This is a genomic window from Campylobacter sp. LH-2024 (genome assembly GCF_048270605.1).
GTDB classification, from domain to species: domain Bacteria; phylum Campylobacterota; class Campylobacteria; order Campylobacterales; family Campylobacteraceae; genus Campylobacter_D; species Campylobacter_D molothri.
Genome location: NZ_CP168139.1, coordinates 903,636 through 922,295, shown reverse-complemented (window position 1 = coordinate 922,295; position 18,660 = coordinate 903,636). Strand labels below are relative to the sequence as shown.

Genomic DNA, 18,660 nt, shown 5'->3' with positions numbered 1-18,660 from the left:
TAAATCCTATTTCTTGGTTGTTTAATTATAAATATCTAGTTTTTATGTTCACATAATCATTATAAATATTTAAATTAATTTTTTAATTACTCTTTATATGGTTTTATCTTTTAAAATCACTTTTCTAGTTGATATTATATAAACAAAATTGCCTTTTGTCATAAAAAAATAAATACTATAAAAATAATTAGAATTTTCAGAGATACTTTTAAAATTCTTTTTTACCTATTTCATCTCTTTTTACTTATAGTAGCTTATTTATACAGTTCATTTATCTATAATTTAAGCTTTAAAAAAGCTATAAATTTAAAGCTATCCTTGAAATTCCGTACTTTCAAATTTAGGTTTATCCACAAAACATGATTTTTCTTTTAAAAATAAAACTTCAATGGTTCCAACTGGGCCATTTCTATTTTTACTGATTAAAATTTCAGCATTTTCCTGCATAGGGTTGCGTATAAAAGTGCTTTTATATTCTTTACCTTCTGCTTTAGCTTTATTTTCTCTCTCTTTTTCTTCTTGTTCTCGATAAACTTCATCTCTATATACAAATAAAATTGTATCCGCATCTTGTTCTATCGCTCCACTCTCGCGTAAATCACTCATCATCGGACGCTTATTGGCACGTTGCTCTAAAGAACGATTTAATTGAGAAAGTGCAATGATAGGCATATTTAATTCTCTAGCTAAAAGCTTAAGCCCTCTTGAAATTTCACTTACCTGTAAATGTCTATCGTTAAAATTTGAATTACTCATCATAAGTCCGATATAATCAATCACGCAAAGTTTTATGCTCTCCTCTTGTGCTTTTAGACGTCTTAAAATAGCCCTAACATCTGTTATCGTAGCATAGCCACTATCATATATAAAAAGCTTTTTTTTAGAATACAAATTGCAAGCATCCCCTATTCTTTCCCACTCATCATCATTAAGATCGGCGGTAAGAATTTTTTGCAAAGGAATTGAAGTTTTTGCTGATAAAAGTCTTTGCATGATTTGAGTTGCAGGCATCTCCAAAGAAAACATAACCACGCCTTGATCTTGCTTTAAAACTTGATCGATAAAATTTAAACATAGGGTTGTTTTTCCCATACCAGGACGTGCAGCAATGATGATAAGTTCACCATCTTTAAAACCTTTAGTCATGTGATTTAGATCTTCAAAACCAGTATCTAAACCTATAACGGTTTTATTTTCAAGAGTTTTTTGCTTTTTAAATTCCTCTATAAGCTCTTCTAAAACGAGTTCTATGCCCTTAATATCGTTTGTATTGATGCGATTGGTTAAATTAAAAATTTCTTTGCTTATCTCGTCTGAAATTTCACTTACGGCGCGATTTTCATTGATGCGAGTTGGCAGAAGATGTGCAAAACTTAAAAGCTGCCTCTTGATCGATTTTTCGCGAAGTTCATTAACATAAGCGGCTAAATCAATCATTGAAGGCGTAGCAATGACTTCATTTAAAATTTGCTCATCTAATTTTTTATGTTTTTTTAAAAAACTTATAGATATAGGTTCTCCAGAATTTGCACAAGAGATGATAGCCTTAAAAATATCTTGATGGGCTTTAAGGCTGAAATCTTTAGGTTCAATATCTCCTGCTATGCTTGAATAAGCGTCTTCACTCATAATACAACTGCTTAAAATCGCACGCTCTAGATCCAAATCAAAATATTCTTGCAATTTTTTTCCTTATAAAATTCTTTTTTAAAATTCTAGCAAAAAGAGCTTAAAAACCGAATTTATTTTGATATATTGAAACTTTTTTTCAATAAAACAACAGCCAAAATCACCACGCAAAATTCCGCAAATAAAGGAGTAAGCCAAACCCCTTTTAAACCCATAGAATAAGATAAAAGAAAAAGGAAAAATAAAGGAACAAATAAATTTTGACTCAAGCTTAAAATCAAAGAAAAACTAGGTTTGTTAAAAGCTGTTAAAAAAGAATTGCTCAATACATTAAACCAAGCAAAAATATAATTTAAAGAAAAAAGAGTCAAGGCTAAATAAACAAAATTTAAAAAATTTTGATCATGATCTTTCATAAAAAATTCTATTAAATTTTCACCTGATATATAAATAAAAAATAAAACAAAAATTGAAAAAATAAATCCAGAGAAAAACATAATTTTTAAAAAAGATTTAATACGGTAAAAGTCTTTTTTGGCGTAATTATAGCTTAAGGCTGGCTGCATAGCATCTACCATAGCGATAATAAGCATCATAATAAAAGTATCAATATAAACTATAATAGAAAATCCAGCCACAGCCTTAACATCTGCTATTTTAAGCAAAACAAAATTTGCAAAAACACCATAAAGAGATCCTGAAACATTGTTAAAAAATTCACTACTACCATTGTAAAGAATATTTTTAAAAATTTTAAAATTGATATAAGGAAAAGAAAATCTAAGCTCTAAATTTTGAAACAAAAAAGGAAAAATTCCAAAAATTCCGCCCAGAGTCAAACCTAAACAAGTTGCAAGAGCAGCTGAAAATAATCCCCAGTCTAAAATAACTATAAAAAAATAATCAAATAAAATATTACTCAAAGCAATGATAATATTAATAATCATACTATAAGTGGTTTTGCCACAAATTCTTAAATAATTATCCAAAGCAAAAGAAAGCATAGTAAGAGGTGCAAATAAAGCAAAAACTATCATACACTCTTTTGCCATAGTTTTAATCTCTAGACTAACATTTAAAAAATCGATCAAAATTGGCGCTAAAATATATTCTAAAATACCGACCAAGCAAGAAAATAAAAAAATAATTATCAAGCTAGAGCTAAAAATTTTTCCAGCTAATTTTTTCTTACCAAGTCCTAATTTCATTGAAATTTGCACCGAAGATCCTATTGCAATAGTATCAGATAATGCAAAAGACATCATAATAAAAGGCATGATTAAAGCCAAAGCTGCCAAAGCATCGCCACCTAAATATCTACCTACAAAAATTCCATCAATAATATAATAAAGTGAAATAAAAGCCATACTAATCATATTAGGCAAGGCACATTTTATAAAAAGTTTTAAAGGGTTTAAACTACTAAAAATATTTGACATTATTTATCCTTAAAAAATATTTTAATAAAAAATAATCCTTAAGAATACTAATAAAACGCCAAAACTCCCAATATGTAAGAATTTAAATAAAAAATTTTAGTCGTAAGTTTATTGATTTTGATTTTATTTTGCATAGTAATTTCTAAAAAATTTCCTTAAAAAAAATTTAGCCCTTAAGAGCTAAATTTTTATAAAATAGAAAGAATTTTTGCAGCATCGTTGAGTCCTGTAATAATACTTGCTCCATTTTTTGTTGCAATATCTCCTGCTACAAATATTCCTTTAACATTGCTTTCTTTATTTTCATCCATTAAAGGGACACCTTTATCATCTACCTTAATACCACATTTTTGTAAAAAATCTACTGGAGTTGAACCACCGATAGCATAAATTATTCTATCGTAAGTTTCACTTGTTGAGTTATTGAAATTAACTTTTGCTTTACCATTTTCATCTTCAACAGAATCAATATCGACACCAAGCTTTAAATTTACCTTTCCATTATTTCCAGCTTCAATTATATCCTTAAGATTGATATCATTTAATCTTGTAAATTCTTTCTTACGATAGCAAAGACTTACATCGTTTGCTTTTGCTAAATCTATGGCATATTCAGCAGCAGAATTTCCTCCGCCTACAACAAGAATTTTTTCATTCCCTAAAACTGAATTTGCATTAAAATTAATAATCTTGGTTAAAGTCATAGGGAGTTTATAATCAGGTTTATTTGGTTTGCCCATTCTACCAATCGCTACAATGATATTTTTACATTCATAAGTTTCTTTGGCTGTACTTACCAAAAAAAGATTGTTTTCATTTTTTACACTTTCAACTTCTGAACCAAATGCGACTTCTATATTGTATTGTTTTAAAATATTTTCAAATAATTCTATAGTACTTTCTTTTGTACCATCTTCAAAAGGAATATTACCATAATTTACGCCTTCACATCCTTTATAAACTTTATCTACTCTTTTTCCTTCTTTGTAAAATTGCATTAAAGTTTGGCAAATATTATTTGTTTTTTCCAAAATTAAAACTTCTTTATTTTTTAATTTTGCTTCAACTGCGCATGCTATACCTGTTGGCCCAGCACCAATAACAATTAAATCTATTTTTTTCATCTTTTACCTTTTAATTTTTATTTTTTTGATATTAATGTATCAATTTTTCTTAAATAAAAGAATAAAAATACAATAAAAATCATCATTATATAAAAATATTTCATCTTTTTGTTGAAAATTTTCACAAATAAAGTATTTTAATTAATATTATTTTAGTTTTTTTAAATCGATAAATTTCGCATAACTTATATCCCTTATTAAAATTATCTTTTAATTCTTTATAATAAAAATTTAAACATTAAAAGCAACTTTAAGACATATGGTTTTTGATTTCTTAGACCGCTAACTTTTAAATATAATTATTTCAATTTTTTAAGTTTTAACCGAAATTAATACAGTTAAACAATAAGATTATCTTTTTTATATCATTAATATCATTTTGTCTAAAAATTTAAACTTTTAATTTTTAAAAACCTTGATATTTTAAATCAATTAAATGGCTGCATAACAATATTTATTATCAAAAATTTTTAAACAAAAGATTTGATTTTTACCATTAAACCTAACAATTAAAAAATAAAAAGAAGCAATAAACAATTTATATTTTCTTGAATATAAAATCAAGAAAATAAAAGGAAAGTTAAATTTTAGGTTTTAAGGTGTCATTGACACCTTAATTAAGTTCATTATTTATTTGCTTTTTCTATATATTCTCCACGAACTGTATCCACACGAATTACTTCGCCTTCTAAAACATGAAAAGGAATTTGCACCACAGCTCCTGTTTCAAGTGTAGCAGGTTTTTTATTTGATCCTTGAGTATCTCCTTTAAAGTTAGGAGCAGTTTCTATGATTTTAAGTTCAACAACCTGAGGAACTTCCACTCCGATAGCTTTACCATTATGAAAAAGAACATCCACCATCATACCATCAAGCATCCATTTTTTAGCTTCGCCTACATCCTCATCACTTATAGCTACTTGCTCGTAAGTTTCTGTATCCATAAATTGACAATTTTCCCCATCATCATAAAGATATTGCATAGTTTTATCTTCTAAATTTGGAGCTTCACATTTATCCCCAGCATGAAAAGTTTTTTCAAGAACTTTTCCATCAATAAAAGATTTAATTTTAATACGAACAAAAGCAGGACCTTTTCCTGGTTTTACATGTTGATATTCTACTATTTTAAAAGGAATTCCATCAATTTCTATTTTTAATCCCTTTTTTAAATCACCCATCGAGTAAGATGCCATAACATTCCTTTTATATTAAAATAAAGCATAATTTTAGCAAAAAATATTTGATATCGCAATTAAATTTAAGTATTTTTGCGTTAAAATTTAAACGCAAAGCATAGCAAATGCTCGCTTCTATTCAAGAAGAGGAAAGTCCGAGCTGCAAAAGACAAACATTCCATCTAACAGATGGCTAGGGAAACCTAAGGGATAGTGCAACAGAAAGAAAACTACCATAAATTTTTTATGGAAAAGGTGAAACGGTGAGGTAAGAGCTCACCAGCGATTTTGGCAACAATTTCGGCTATGTAAACCCAATGTGCAGCAAGAAGGGATGGTTTTAGTCTTTATTTTAACCCTTCGCTTGATTTTGTTTGCAAAAACAAAACTAGATAAATGAGCATTCTAGACAGAACTCGGCTTATCGCTATGCTTCACTCATAAATACAATATAGGTTAATTTCTATCTTCTTAGTAAAAATAGATTTATTTAATCTTTAGTAGCTTTCTTTAAAATATTTCAAGATAATATAAAATTTAGCATAAAACCCTATATATATTGTTTAATTCTTTAATAAAACTTTTAAAGACTTATATCAACATAATTTATAAAATTAATTCCCCATGGCGTTAAAAAAAACTATGTTAAAATATATAAAAAATAATTTAAGGATTAAAATGCAAAAAAAATCTTTTTTAAAAATTAATGGTATTTTACCTTTTTTATTTGTAGCTTTTATTAATGCTTTTATTGATTTAGGACACAAAATTATAATTCAAAACACTATCTATAAAATTTATGAAGAAGACACTCAACTTTTATTAACAGCCATCGTCAATGCGCTTATACTACTACCTTTTATTTTAATGCTTTCTCCTTCAGGATTTTTAGCAGATAAATATCCTAAAAACTGGATTATGAAAATTTCGGCCGGCTTTAATGTGATTTTAGCTATTATCATTTGTGCTTGTTATTATAATGGAGCCTTTTGGACAGCCTTTGTTTTTACTTTTATTTTAGGAATTCAAGCGGCGCTTTACTCTCCTAGTAAATATGGCTTCATAAAAGAGCTAGTAGGAAAAGATTTTCTTGCTATGGGAAATGGTGCGGTTAATGCTGTTAGCATAGTTGCAATTTTAGCCGGAATGGCTGTATTTTCGCTTAGTTTTGAAAATCTATATCATACAAATAGCACTAATCCTTCAGAAGTTTTAGAACAAGTAGCTCCTTTGGGATTTGTGCTTATATTTTTTTCACTGCTAGAATTTTATTTAACTTGTCGCTTGCCAGAATTAAAAACTGAAAATAAAGAATTAAAATTCAACAAAAAAGAATACTTTAGTGCTCAATTACTAATTAAAAATTTAAAGCTTATTTTTAAAAATAAAATTATTTGGCTATGTATCGTTGGAATTTCTATATTTTGGGCTATTTCTCAACTTTATCTTGTAACCTTCCCTGTTTTTAGTAAAAATGAACTTTTAATTAATAATACTTTTTTTGTGCAAATTTCTTTAGGTTTTTCTGGCATAGGTGTGATTTTAGGGTCTTTAATGGCAGGTAAATTTTCTAAAAATTATATAGAATTAGGACTGATTCCTTTAGGAGCGATAGGAGTTTTTATTATCACTTTATGTATCCCGTATTTTACAAGTTTGATCACCTATAGTTTTTTATTCTTTTTATTTGGTTTTTGTGGAGCAATGTTTATCATACCTTTAAATTCGCTCATTCAATTTCACGCTAAAGAAAATGAACTTGGAAAAATTTTAGCTGGAAACAATTTTATACAAAATATAACTATGTTAGCTTTTCTTATTTTGGCTACCTTGTTTGCAAATTTAAAACTTGATGTTGTTTATCTTTTTTATTTTATTATATTTATAGCATTATTGAGTGCATTTTATGTTATATACAAGCTTCCATTTTCTCTAATAAGAATTCTTTTAAATATCGCATTCTTAGGAAGATATCGTTTGCTTGTAGAAGGATTTGAAAATATCCCAGAAAAAGGCGGAGCATTGCTTTTAGGCAATCATATTTCTTTTATAGATTGGGCCATTGTTCAAATGGCTATACCAAGAAAAATTTATTTTGTAATGGAAAGAAGTATTTATTCTAAGTGGTATATTAAATTCTTTTTAGATAAATTTGGCGTAATTCCTGTTTCAAGCGGAGGAAGTAAAGCTAGCTTAGAGCTTATTGCAGAATATATCAAAAATGGCAATCTTGTTTGTTTATTTCCAGAAGGTGTGTTATCTAGACATGGACAATTAAATGAATTTAAAGCTGGATTTGAACATGTTTGTTCCAATTTAGAAGAAAATGATGGAATTATCCTGCCTTTTTATATTAGAGGACTTTGGGGAAGTTCTTTTTCTAGAAGTGACGAAGAATTTTCCATCAGAAATAAAACCTTAAGCAAAAGAAATATAGCTATAGCTTTTGGCAAAGCGATGCCATTGCATTCTAAAAAAGATGAAGTTAAGGCTAAAGTTTTTGAGCTTTCTTTTATGGCTTGGAAATCTCAATGTGAGGCTATGCATACTATTGCTAGAGCATGGATTGATAATGCTAAAAGAAATCTTAATAATATAGCTATAATAGATACTATAGCAGGTGCAATTACTTATAGAAAAATGCTTAGTCTTAGTTTGATTTTAAGTGCTTTTATTAAAGAAAATACTCAAAAATTAAATATCCATACTCAAAGAGGAAGTTATGCTCCTAAAGAAGAATGTGTAGGTATTTTACTTCCAGCATCCTTTGCAAGTTCTTTGCTTAACCTTTCAGTACTGATTGCTCAAAAAGTTGTTGTCAATCTTAATTTTACAGCTGGAGAAAAAGCTTTAAAAGCTGCTATAGAAAATGCACAAATTTCTCAAATTTATACTTCAAAAAAATTCTTAGAAAAATTAGAAAGCAAAGGCTTAAAATTAGAATTTGATAAAAATATTCATTTAATTTATATCGAAGATATTATAGATAATTTTAAAAAACAAAAGGCTAAAATTATAAGAACAATGTTAATGGTAAGTATTTTACCATCTTGTATTTTAAAAGTTATATTTACTCCTTCTAAAAACAATCTTGCCATAGCAGCTATACTTTTTAGTAGCGGCAGCGAAGGTGCACCAAAAGGCATAATGCTTAACAATAGAAATATTTTAAGCAATATTGCCCAGATTTCTGATGTTTTATGCACAAAAAATAGTGATGTTATGCTCTCATCTTTACCACCTTTTCATGCTTTTGGATTAACAGTTACTACTTTTTTACCACTACTTGAAGGGATTAAAAGCATCACTTTTGCAGATCCAACTGATGCTTTAGGTGTAGCCAAAGCCATAGCTAAAAACAATGTAACTATAATGTGTGGAACATCTACATTTTTAGGAATTTATGCAAGAAATAAAAAATTAGATGCTTTAATGTTTGAAAGTTTAAGAATTGTAGTTTCAGGAGCTGAAAAACTCAAAAATGAAGTTAGAAATGCTTTTGAGATGAAATTTAAAAAGACTATTTTTGAAGGATATGGAGCTACTGAAACCACTCCTGTAGCAAGCGTAAATCTACCAAATCGCTTTGATGCGAATTATTGGATTATACACCGCGCAAACAAAGAAGGAAGCGTGGGCATGCCTTTACCAGGAACCGCAATTAGAATCGTTGATCCAAACACTTATGAAAATCTTAAAACAAATGAAGATGGATTAATACTCATAGGTGGTCATCAAGTTATGGTAGGATATTTAAACAACAAAGAAAAAACAGATGAAGTGATTAAAGAAATTGATGGTATTAGATGGTATAATACAGGTGATAAAGGGCATCTTGATGAAGAAGGTTTCTTATATATTGTTGATCGCTACTCTCGTTTTGCAAAAATTGGTGGCGAAATGATTTCTCTTGGAACGTTAGAAGAAGAAATAGCCAAATTTATCAATACTGATGTAGTTAAATTCTGCGCTGTGGCTTTAGAGGATGAAAAAAAAGGAGAGCAAATTATTTTACTTATTGAATGTAATGATGAATTTTTTGAAGGAATTTGCGAAGCAATTAAAAACTCTAATATGCCCGCTATTTTAAAACCAAATCGCTATTTTAAAGTAGAAAAAATTCCTCTTTTAGGTTCTGGAAAAGTGGATTTAAAAGGAGCTAAAGAATTAGCGAAAAGTCTAATTTAAAAGAAAATGGTAATATTTTTATCATTTTCTTTATTTTTTAATATTTTTTATATATTCTCTCAGTTTATCTTCTTTTAATTCTTGAATTTTTCTGCCTAATTTTTTTCCATTAAATCCGCTATTTATAAGATCTTGTGTTAAAATTTTGCTCTTAAATTTATCCTCATAAAGCTTAAGTTTTTTAGCTTGGCCTACCCTTTTTTCATTCCAAAGCCCAAGCCATTCTTTTAAAGGCATATCAAAAGCAATCTTTGCTAATTCAAAATCATCAATTTCATCTAGATAAAAAGATTGATTTACTTTCTTTAAATATTCTTTTTTTAATTTAGTTTTTTTAAAAAATGTTTCTTTATTAAGTTTAAAAAAATTTAGATATAGATATAAAAACAAAGCTTCATCTTTTATAAATTTTCTACTTTCTTCAAGTAAATTTTGAAATTCTAAGCTTTTAAAATCACTTTCAAAACCGAAAATCTCTTTCTCTAAATGAAGCTTTTGCAAATATTTATATCCAACTTTGAGTTGAAAACTTTTAAAAAATTTATAAAGTTCTGCATTGATTCTATCTTTACTAAGATCTTTAATATTCATCTTTTGCATTACATTTAAAGTTTCACTAGCTATTTTAAAATTAAATCTTGAAGCAAAAACAATAGCTCTTAAAATTCTTAAACTATCTTCTTGAAAACTTTTTTCATCAATATGTCTTAAAATACCATTTTTTAAATCTTGTAAGCCATTATAAAAATCTAAAAATTCTCCGCTAAAAATATTAATCATCAAAGCATTGATGGTAAAATCTCGCCTTCTCGCGCCTAGTTTTTCATCATTGCAAATTTTAACTTCAAAACCTCTATGACCATAAGATATTTTATTTTCTACTCTAGCAAGCGCTAAATCAAAGTTTTTAAATTTATAAACAAAAAAACTTTTACCAAAACCTTTTGCGCCTAGTTTTTGCATAATAAAATCAAATTGTTTTGTATTTATATCATAAATTTCGATATCATAATCGAAAATTTCTAAACCCAAAAGCATATCCCTAACACTACCGCCTACTAAATAAGCTCTTTGGGTATAAGGTTTTAAGAAATTTGCAATAAAAGTTAAATCTAAATTATTTTTTAAGTCTATCTTCGATATTTGCAAGTAAAAACTCTAAAAAATTGGTTGTAAGATTAAGCCTTGATTCCAAATCTTCTTTTTTCACGCTATTTAAACCCTCAAAAAGAACCAAAATTCTCTCTCTAAGATTACTAAAAAATATTTCTTCATTAAAGCTTTGTGACTCTGGGACAAAATGAGATTTTTCTTCTAGGATATATGACAAATTTTCGCTTTCTTCAGTATTTTGCGTCGTAATTTCAATTTCTTGCTTTTTTACTGCAGTCATTTCATCTTGAAAATCTTTAGAAGTCTCTTCTATAATCGGTTCATCATTTTTGTCATTACTTTTTATAATATCTTCTTGTTGTTTTAAAATTTCACTTTGTCTTCTTTGCTCTTCCATAATAGAACTAACTTCACTGATTGTTTTTTTTGCTAAATCTTCTAAATTCATATTTTTACCAGCCATCTTTTAAATTCATTTATTTCAGTATCACTTTTCATATTAATAAAAAAATCAAGCATTTGAGTATTTAAATCTTTATGCTTAGATCTAAAACCGCTAAGTCTGCGAATAGCATCGATAGCATTTTGATTACTAGGATCTTTTTTTAAAATATTTTTATAAATTTCTAAAGCTTCTTCTTTAAGTCCTTGTGCTTCATAAATAGATGCTTCAGTGATAGTATTTTTCATTAATCTTTCCTAGTAATTTTTTATTTATTTTAGCAAAAAGCAATTTAACCTAGCCTTTAATCAAGCATAATACCAATTGCTAAAATAATAATACATAGAGCACTTATTTTATTTAATTTACTTAAATGTTTGTTCATAAAAATTTTAAAAAAACTTCCACCTAAAGCATACAAATTTAACGAACAAAATTCAATCAATAAAATCATACTGGTTAAAAATAATACACTAGTATGAAATCTTAAAAATGAAGGCAAGATTGATAAAATAAAAATCCAAGTTTTTGGATTTGTAATCGAAGTAATAAAACCTTGAAAAACCAAAGAAATTTTAGCTTTTTTAGTGATTTTTATCTCATAAATTTTAGCATGAGATTTAATCAAGTTAAAAGCTATCCAAAAAAGATATAAAGCTCCAAATATTTTAAAAATTTTAAATAAATTAGGATGCTGAAAAATAAAATTTGAACCAAAAGCACAGCAAATGACAATGATTGCCAAGCCAAATAATTCTCCAAACATCATCCATAAAACATTTTTATAACCTAAAGAAAGACTTAAAGAGAAAGCAAGATTCATACATAAACCCGGAAGTAAAGAAACGCTTGCAAAAGTAAAGATAAATAATAAGTAGTCCATTTTATTGTTTTGATTTAGAGTTAAAAAGCTTTTCTATATATTTACTTCTTTCATCTATCAAACTAGAATTTATCTCTTGCTTAACCTCCTTTTTAGACTCAATTTTATTATTTTCATTACTAAAATATAAATGATCTATTCCAAAAATAACGCCTACGATGATCAACAAAGGAATTAAAAATATCATTTTTAGCCTTTTTAAATTTTATTAAAAATACTACCATAATATTTTATATTTTCAGCTTTTTCATTTTTTTCTATTGTTTCTATTGCGCCACTATCTATAGCTTTTTGCATATCTTCATCTAGATCCTGATAAGAAAAAACCATATTAATACTAACTATATTCGGCAATTGCTCTAACATTTTATAAGAATTTAATTCATCTTCCAATTTTTCACTCTCAATAACAACTATAATCTTTTCCTTTTCACAAAGCTCTACCGTGCAAAAAGGAATTTTAGCAATAGCCTTTTTTAAATCATCTACATATTCTTCTTTTGCCATAATCAAAACACTAGAAAGATTATTCATTAATACTCCTAAATATTTATCGTATCACCAAAATTCATAATAATTAAATCCTAATGGTAAAAATAACCTATAGTTACTATAGACTATTATTTTTAAATAAAAAACACTCTTCTTTTTTTTATTTTATATGCTTATGTTATTCTATGAAAACTTAATTTTTTAAGTTTCTATCATCGCAATTTTATTTCAACATAGAAAATCTTTCATTAATTAAAAATGCTTTTACACAGTTTATTTGTTATTATAGATTGTTACAATAATTTTATTTTTATTAAAGATAAAAGTTCTTTTAAGCTTTTATCTTTAATATCATATTGCATTTTTATCTTTGCAATCATCTAAATCTTAAGCTTTGTTTATGAATTTTTAAAATTCATTTCATTTAACAAAGCATAAAAATTCAAAAATAAAAAAGAATTTTTTATTTATTATTTTACACCCACATTGATCACATCAATAAGATTAGAGTGTTTTTTTAATTGTTCATTTTGAAATTCAGGTTTAAAACTATTTCCTACTAAAGGTTTAGCATCGCTTTGTGGCACATGACACTGAGTACAATTAAAACGCGCATCGCTGATACTATCTTTAGTACTTTTATTACGTCTAAAATCATAATAATGACTTGCTGGAAGTGGAGTTGCGCCTACATCTTTAGCAATAGATTTATCATGACAACTTAAACAAGTATTATTATCCTTTGTAATAGGAAGCATATCCGCAATTGAATGAGGAATAAGAGGTGGAGCATTTTCATAAGATCTTTCAAAACGAGTTGATTCTCCAGGTTGTAAATTCGTATAATTTGCCTCCACTAAAGAAACTTTATTTTCATTTTCCAAACTTGCTTTTCTAAGCCCAATTTGTTCAGAACTTAACCCATTATTAACCCCACATGCAACTAAAAAAAGAGTTGCTGTAGCTGAAAGTAAAATAATTTTCTTTTTCATCAATTTTTCCTTAAATCAAAAATATTAAAATTTAAAGCATTATCATTACAAACTTCTATACATCTACCGCATCTAATACATTCTCCTGAAGTTACCCTTGCATTCTTTTTACCAATCATCCATAAAACTTGTTTTTCTGGACAAATTTCAATACAATGATAACATTTAGTACAATTTTGACTTTTATGCTGAATTTTTATCAAAGCAAAGCGAGATATTAAGGCATAAAAAGCCCCTAAAGGGCAAATATGAGAACAAATTGCTCTAGAGCTTAAAAAAGCATCTATGCAAAAAATTACAAAAGCGATAAATATCCAAGAAGTGGTACCAAAAATAATTCCCCTATGCACAATTCCTATATAAGAAAAACTTTCAAATACAGGTAGAGATAATACAAAAGAAAGAATTAAAACTAAAAATAAAACATAATAGCGAAATTTTTTATTTAAAATTAAAAATTTACTATTTTTAAATCCAAATTTAGAACGAATAAAAGCAGCAAAATCTGTAATCAAATTTATAGGACACACCCAAGAGCAAAAAGCTCTACCTAAAAAAATTCCATAAAGAATTGCAATAATTATGGCACCAAAAAGAGCAGTTAAATCAATACTTAAACTTGCTAAAAAAATTTGTAAAACTGCAAAAGGATCGCTTAAAGGTATAACACTAAAAAATCTAGAAGAACTTAAATCCCCTTTTAAAATAAAATCTGTTGCTTTAAAACTAAAAAGAGACAAAATTCCTATTTGAATCACACGTCTAGCAATCAAATATTTCATAAATTATCTCCCTCATTAAGATAATCTTGTGCTTTTTTAGAGTTAAAATGTTTAGAAGGGTTAATATTGTCTAAGCGTTTTTCATCATTTTTATCCCAACCCTTTACATAATGATTCGAATCTTTTCCTAAAATAAATTCACGAGGTAAAATCCGAATCGAAGGTGTTTGAGTAATACAAACCTTTTCGCAAATTCCACAACCTACGCAAATATCATTATCAACAACAGGAATTAAAAAAGCGTGTTTTGCTGTTCTTTCATTTCTTCTATATTCTAATTTTAAGGCTTTATCGATCAAAGGACAAGCTCTTTGACAAGCGTCGCATTGCAAACCCCAAAAGGCAATACATGCTGAAGAATCCACAACAGCAACTCCCATTTTTAAAGATTGTATCCCTTGATCTAAATGTTTTTTATCTAAAGCATCTGTTGGACATTCTTTTATACAAGGAATATCCTCGCAAAGATGACAAGGAATTTCTCTAGCTTTAAAAAAAGGTGTACCAGTTTTTGGCTTATCTAATAGATCAGCAAGTTTTAAAGTATCCCAAGGACAAGCTTTAACACAAAGCCCACAACGGATACATTTACTCAAAAATCTTTCCTTATCTTCGGCTCCAGGAGGAAGCAAATAATAATCATCCTTAGCTTTTAATTTTATACTAGCTAAAAATCCTCCTGCTGTACAAAGACAAGCCCCTTTAAAAATAAAGCTAAAAAATTCTCTTCGTTTCTTCATTTTTTGCTAACCTTTAAATTAAGCCTTATAAATTTTTACTGCACATTTTTTATAATCAGTTTGTTTTGAAAGCGGACAGGTAGCATCCAAAGTAACTTTATTAATATACACATTTTCATCAAACCAAGGAACATATACAAGACCTACTGGTGGTTTATTTCTTCCTCTCATATCAACCCTTGCTTTGACTTTGCCACGACGTGATTCTATCCAAACTAAATCATCTTGTTTTAAACCTAGTCTTTCTCCATCTTTTTCGCTCATATAACAAAGTGCTTCAGGAACAGCTCTATAAAGCTCTGGAACACGCATAGTCATTGTACCACTATGCCAATGCTCTAAAACCCTACCAGTTGCTAACCAAAATGGATATTCTTTATCTGGTCTTTCTGGAGCTTTCATAAATGGTCTAAAGAAAATTTTTGCCTTATTTTTAATACTGTGCGGTTTTTCTTCGCTTGGAGCTTTCAAATCACCATTTGTTAGCATTTTATCAAATTCGCCATAGAAAGCAAAATCGGAATTTGGAGAAGCTTTCTTAGCGTAATAATCAAATTTTGTATTAAATCTCCATTGAGTTTCTTTACCATTAATAACTGGCCATCTTAAACCTCTTACTTTATGGTAAGTATCAAATTCAGCCAAATCATGTCCATGACCTAGACCAAACTTTCTATATTCTTCCCAAAGATATTTTTGAACAAAAAATCCATAACCTTTAAATTCTTCTCCATCGCTACCTTCGATTTTTCTTTCATCTCCATTAGCATCAGTATTATCAAAACCTTTAGCAATTGGATCATTGGTTTTAAAACTTCTTGCTTCTTTATTAGCAAATAATACATCAAATAAAGTATTATCTTCATCATATCCCATAGCTTTTGCTTCTTCTAAGACACTTGGTAAAGTAAGCTTATCATCAACCTTTTGCTCTTTCCAAACTTCCTTAAGTTTAAATCTTTTTGCAAATTCAAAAATTTGCCAAGTATCACTCATAGCAGCACCTACTGGTAGAACTTGTTGTCTCCAATGCTGAGTTCTTCTTTCAGCATTTCCATAAGCACCCCATTTTTCATAAATCATAGCACTTGGTAAAATGAGATCGGCTACTTTTGCTGAAATTCCTGGATAGCAATCGCTTACAACGATGAAATTATCCATATCTCTAGCCGCTTTAATCCAGTGATTTGCATTAGCAGTATTTTGCCATGGGTTATTTACTTGAACCCAGATAAATTTAATTTTACCATCCTCTAAATCTCTCATAATACCAACAAAAGGAGATCCTGGCTTTGGATTGATTGTTTTTGCTGGGACTTTCCATATTTTTTCTGAAATTTCCCTATGTTTTGGATTTGCTACCACCATATCAGCAGGTAAACGATGTGAAAAAGTTCCTACCTCTCTTGCTGTCCCACAAGCACTTGGTTGCCCTGTTAAAGAGAAAGCTCCAGAACCTGGTTTTGCTTGTTTTCCAAGTAATAAATGCACCATATAAGCTTGTTCATTAACCCAAGAACCGCGAGTATGTTGATTAAATCCCATAGTCCAAAAACTTACTACTTTACGATTTTTTTCTATATACAATTTTGCTAATTGTTCAAGTTTTTTCTTAAAATCCTCCAAAGATTCATTATCATCACCTTTGGCAACTTTTGCTGTGTATTCAAGCGTATAAGGAGCTAAACCTTTTTTGAATTCCTCAAAAGAGATTTCCCAATTTTTATCTGCTACATTTCGGTGTTTCATATGGAATTGATCACCTTTTTTTACTCCAAGATATGCTAAAGAAGTTGCTTCTTCATCATCTAAAGTAATCACATTTTCTTTTTCAACTGTATCTTTTTCACTCGCTTTAAATTTAGGATGATTTGGGTTGTTTCTCATACCATAACCAATATCTGTATAGCCTGTTGCAAAAACACAATGTTTATTGATAAATTCTTTATCCATAGCTTCTGGATAATTATAAACTATTTCTCTTGCAATATAATTCCATATTGCTAAATCAGTATTTGGTTTAAAAATAATTTCAATATCAGCAATATTTGAAGTTCTATTAGAATAAGTACTTAAATTTACAACTTTAACTTTATCAAGATTACTTAATTTTCTATCACTTACTCTAGACCATAAAATAGGATGCATTTCCGCCATATTAGCACCCCAAGTAACAATAGTATCTGTAAGCTCTATATCATCATAACATCCTGATGGCTCATCAATACCAAAAGTTTGCATAAAACCTACAACTGCTGAAGCCATACAATGTCTTGCATTTGGATCGATATTATTAGTTCTAAAACCAGCTTTTGCAAGTTTTAAGGCTGCATAGCCTTCCTGAATAGTATATTGACCACTACCAAAAATACCTACACCACTTACGCCTAATTCATTGTAAGCTTTTTTAAATTGTTTTTCCATTTCATCAAAAGCCCTTTTCCAAGAAACTTGTTGAAATTTACCTTTTTTATCAAATTCACCTTTATCATTAACACGCAATAAAGGCATAACAAGACGATCTTCTCCATACATAATCTTAGCATTAAAATATCCCTTAATGCAATTAAGACCACGATTAACCGGAGCCTCAGGATCTCCTTTTGTAGCAACTATTTTGCCGTCTTTTCTGGCTATCATAATTCCACAGCCTGTTCCACAAAATCTACAAACGGCTTTATCCCACTTCCAACTTTCTTCTTGCTTAGCAAGCATAGAAGTTGGCACACTTAATCCTGCTACACTAGCAGCACTTGCAATAGCGGTATTTTTAATAAAATCCCTTCTATTCATATACTATTCTCCTTTTAAAAAAATAAAAAGTCGATTAAATTATAACAATTAAATGTAAATTTTGTTTTATCTTTTTAAATAAAAGTAATAATTTTAAACATCTATATTATGTATTTTTAAGGTAAATTTATATTAAATAAAAATAATATAAAATAATAAAAAAATCCTAAATAGCTATGTTTATTAAAAAAGAATATATTTTTAAAAGATTTGTTATTATGATAGGTCACAAAAAGCTTGTGACCAAAATACTTAGCTTAATGGCAGCCGCAACCACCACAACCACAGCTATTAAAAAAAGCATCAAGTTTAGAAATATCAGGCATTTCTGTAATTTCATTAACTAATTCTTTATAAACTATTTTTCCATCTTTAATCACAAATACAGCACGTGCTAAAAGACCTTCTAATGCAGTATCTTCAATTAAAACTCCATATTTTTGACCAAATTCTTTAGAAACAAAATCGCTAGCTACGGTTAAATTTTCTATACCTTCTGTGCTGCAAAATCTTCCCATAGCAAAAGGTAAATCCATACTTACTATAATAACTTCTGCTCCATTATAACTTGCTACTTTTTTATTAAAATCTCTAGCTTCTGTAGCACATACTGGAGTATCAAGACTTGGTACACTTAAAATAATTTGAGTTTTTCCAGCTGCACCAATTTCAACTAAACTTAAATCTTTTGCTTTTAAATTTAATTTTGGCGCTTGATCTCCAACTTCTAAAGCATTTCCTTTAAGTTTTACTGGACTGCCTTTAAAATTAACTGAACTCATAATATTCTCCTTTTTTTATAATTTAAAACATTAAAATTATGTTTTAAGAGTAATTATATCTTATAAATACTAATATTTTTTTA

16 protein-coding genes and 1 other RNA gene are annotated in these 18,660 nt (G+C 28.3%); 2 read left to right on the top strand and 15 right to left on the bottom strand.

Annotated features, from left to right (window positions below):
* Nucleotides 1–312: 312 nt before the first annotated feature.
* The 4 genes from ACD570_RS04690 to efp form a co-directional block, all read right to left on the bottom strand.
* On the bottom strand, nucleotides 313–1,629 hold the full coding sequence (locus tag ACD570_RS04690) for a replicative DNA helicase (protein WP_417904441.1): 1,317 nt from the start codon (nucleotides 1,627–1,629) through the stop codon (nucleotides 313–315).
* A 113-nt stretch (nucleotides 1,630–1,742) separates the two neighbouring features.
* Nucleotides 1,743–3,068 carry an MATE family efflux transporter gene (locus ACD570_RS04685; protein WP_417904170.1) on the bottom strand — a complete coding sequence of 442 codons (1,326 nt, stop codon included), beginning with the start codon at nucleotides 3,066–3,068 and terminating at the stop codon, nucleotides 1,743–1,745.
* A gap of 188 nt (nucleotides 3,069–3,256) precedes the next feature.
* Entirely contained in the window at nucleotides 3,257–4,192 is a 936-nt protein-coding gene (locus ACD570_RS04680) for an NAD(P)-binding domain-containing protein (protein ID WP_239820684.1), read from the bottom strand.
* Nucleotides 4,193–4,818: 626 nt separating this feature from the next.
* On the bottom strand, nucleotides 4,819–5,388 hold the full coding sequence (efp, locus tag ACD570_RS04675; RefSeq protein WP_239820685.1) for an elongation factor P: 570 nt from the start codon (nucleotides 5,386–5,388) through the stop codon (nucleotides 4,819–4,821).
* A gap of 95 nt (nucleotides 5,389–5,483) precedes the next feature.
* Here efp and rnpB point away from each other — a divergent pair.
* Nucleotides 5,484–5,810: RNase P RNA component class A (rnpB, locus tag ACD570_RS04670), an RNA gene on the top strand.
* 238 nt (nucleotides 5,811–6,048) lie between these two features.
* Nucleotides 6,049–9,558: an acyl-[ACP]--phospholipid O-acyltransferase gene (locus ACD570_RS04665; protein ID WP_417904169.1), complete on the top strand. Its 3,510-nt coding sequence runs from the start codon at nucleotides 6,049–6,051 to the stop codon at nucleotides 9,556–9,558.
* 30 nt (nucleotides 9,559–9,588) lie between these two features.
* On the opposite strand, the gene ACD570_RS04660 is transcribed toward ACD570_RS04665, so the two are convergent.
* From ACD570_RS04660 to tpx, 11 genes are all read right to left on the bottom strand, one after another.
* Nucleotides 9,589–10,707 carry a CCA tRNA nucleotidyltransferase gene (locus ACD570_RS04660; protein WP_200281626.1) on the bottom strand — a complete coding sequence of 373 codons (1,119 nt, stop codon included), beginning with the start codon at nucleotides 10,705–10,707 and terminating at the stop codon, nucleotides 9,589–9,591.
* Nucleotides 10,676–11,119: an effector protein CiaD gene (ciaD, locus tag ACD570_RS04655; protein ID WP_337202570.1), complete on the bottom strand. Its 444-nt coding sequence runs from the start codon at nucleotides 11,117–11,119 to the stop codon at nucleotides 10,676–10,678. Before ciaD ends, ACD570_RS04660 begins: the two co-directional genes overlap by 32 nt.
* Nucleotides 11,116–11,361, bottom strand: a complete 246-nt coding sequence (locus ACD570_RS04650; RefSeq protein WP_337196526.1) for a hypothetical protein — start codon at nucleotides 11,359–11,361, stop codon at nucleotides 11,116–11,118. The genes ciaD and ACD570_RS04650 overlap by 4 nt, the downstream gene beginning before the upstream one ends.
* Before the next feature lie 56 nt (nucleotides 11,362–11,417).
* Nucleotides 11,418–11,996, bottom strand: a complete 579-nt coding sequence (locus tag ACD570_RS04645; protein ID WP_275583349.1) for a LysE family translocator — start codon at nucleotides 11,994–11,996, stop codon at nucleotides 11,418–11,420.
* 1 nt (nucleotide 11,997) lies between these two features.
* Nucleotides 11,998–12,183 carry a hypothetical protein gene (locus tag ACD570_RS04640; RefSeq protein WP_200281638.1) on the bottom strand — a complete coding sequence of 62 codons (186 nt, stop codon included), beginning with the start codon at nucleotides 12,181–12,183 and terminating at the stop codon, nucleotides 11,998–12,000.
* Between the two features lie 11 nt (nucleotides 12,184–12,194).
* Nucleotides 12,195–12,530, bottom strand: coding sequence for a chaperone NapD (locus ACD570_RS04635; RefSeq protein ID WP_200281641.1), 336 nt, complete (start codon nucleotides 12,528–12,530; stop codon nucleotides 12,195–12,197).
* Between the two features lie 428 nt (nucleotides 12,531–12,958).
* The gene (locus ACD570_RS04630) at nucleotides 12,959–13,483 is read right to left on the bottom strand and encodes a nitrate reductase cytochrome c-type subunit (protein WP_200281644.1); all 525 of its coding nucleotides are present in this window, start codon (nucleotides 13,481–13,483) and stop codon (nucleotides 12,959–12,961) included.
* A complete protein-coding gene (napH, locus tag ACD570_RS04625) occupies nucleotides 13,480–14,262 on the bottom strand; it encodes a quinol dehydrogenase ferredoxin subunit NapH (RefSeq protein WP_239820690.1) in 783 nt (260 codons plus the stop codon). The genes ACD570_RS04630 and napH overlap by 4 nt, the downstream gene beginning before the upstream one ends.
* A complete protein-coding gene (gene napG / locus ACD570_RS04620; protein WP_417904168.1) occupies nucleotides 14,259–15,002 on the bottom strand; it encodes a ferredoxin-type protein NapG in 744 nt (247 codons plus the stop codon). The genes napH and napG overlap by 4 nt, the downstream gene beginning before the upstream one ends.
* 18 nt (nucleotides 15,003–15,020) lie before the next feature.
* Nucleotides 15,021–17,795: a periplasmic nitrate reductase subunit alpha gene (gene napA, locus ACD570_RS04615; RefSeq protein WP_337198279.1), complete on the bottom strand. Its 2,775-nt coding sequence runs from the start codon at nucleotides 17,793–17,795 to the stop codon at nucleotides 15,021–15,023.
* Nucleotides 17,796–18,052: 257 nt separating this feature from the next.
* Nucleotides 18,053–18,577, bottom strand: a complete 525-nt coding sequence (gene tpx, locus ACD570_RS04610) for a thiol peroxidase (protein ID WP_239820693.1) — start codon at nucleotides 18,575–18,577, stop codon at nucleotides 18,053–18,055.
* Between the last annotated feature and the right edge of the window lie 83 nt (nucleotides 18,578–18,660).

What these genes read in the sequence shown, in the direction of transcription:
- napG (WP_417904168.1), bottom strand. Translation starts at nt 15,002, where the DNA reads ATGAAGAAACGAAGAGAATTTTTTAGCTTTATTTTTAAAGGGGCTTGT.
- napH (WP_239820690.1), bottom strand. Translation starts at nt 14,262, where the DNA reads ATGAAATATTTGATTGCTAGACGTGTGATTCAAATAGGAATTTTGTCT.
- ACD570_RS04665 (WP_417904169.1), top strand. Translation starts at nt 6,049, where the DNA reads ATGCAAAAAAAATCTTTTTTAAAAATTAATGGTATTTTACCTTTTTTA.
- tpx (WP_239820693.1), bottom strand. Translation starts at nt 18,577, where the DNA reads ATGAGTTCAGTTAATTTTAAAGGCAGTCCAGTAAAACTTAAAGGAAAT.
- ACD570_RS04650 (WP_337196526.1), bottom strand. Translation starts at nt 11,361, where the DNA reads ATGAAAAATACTATCACTGAAGCATCTATTTATGAAGCACAAGGACTT.
- ACD570_RS04690 (WP_417904441.1), bottom strand. Translation starts at nt 1,629, where the DNA reads ATGAGTGAAGACGCTTATTCAAGCATAGCAGGAGATATTGAACCTAAA.
- efp (WP_239820685.1), bottom strand. Translation starts at nt 5,388, where the DNA reads ATGGCATCTTACTCGATGGGTGATTTAAAAAAGGGATTAAAAATAGAA.
- ACD570_RS04680 (WP_239820684.1), bottom strand. Translation starts at nt 4,192, where the DNA reads ATGAAAAAAATAGATTTAATTGTTATTGGTGCTGGGCCAACAGGTATA.
- ACD570_RS04635 (WP_200281641.1), bottom strand. Translation starts at nt 12,530, where the DNA reads ATGAATAATCTTTCTAGTGTTTTGATTATGGCAAAAGAAGAATATGTA.
- ACD570_RS04640 (WP_200281638.1), bottom strand. Translation starts at nt 12,183, where the DNA reads ATGATATTTTTAATTCCTTTGTTGATCATCGTAGGCGTTATTTTTGGA.
- ciaD (WP_337202570.1), bottom strand. Translation starts at nt 11,119, where the DNA reads ATGAATTTAGAAGATTTAGCAAAAAAAACAATCAGTGAAGTTAGTTCT.
- ACD570_RS04645 (WP_275583349.1), bottom strand. Translation starts at nt 11,996, where the DNA reads ATGGACTACTTATTATTTATCTTTACTTTTGCAAGCGTTTCTTTACTT.
- napA (WP_337198279.1), bottom strand. Translation starts at nt 17,795, where the DNA reads ATGAATAGAAGGGATTTTATTAAAAATACCGCTATTGCAAGTGCTGCT.
- ACD570_RS04685 (WP_417904170.1), bottom strand. Translation starts at nt 3,068, where the DNA reads ATGTCAAATATTTTTAGTAGTTTAAACCCTTTAAAACTTTTTATAAAA.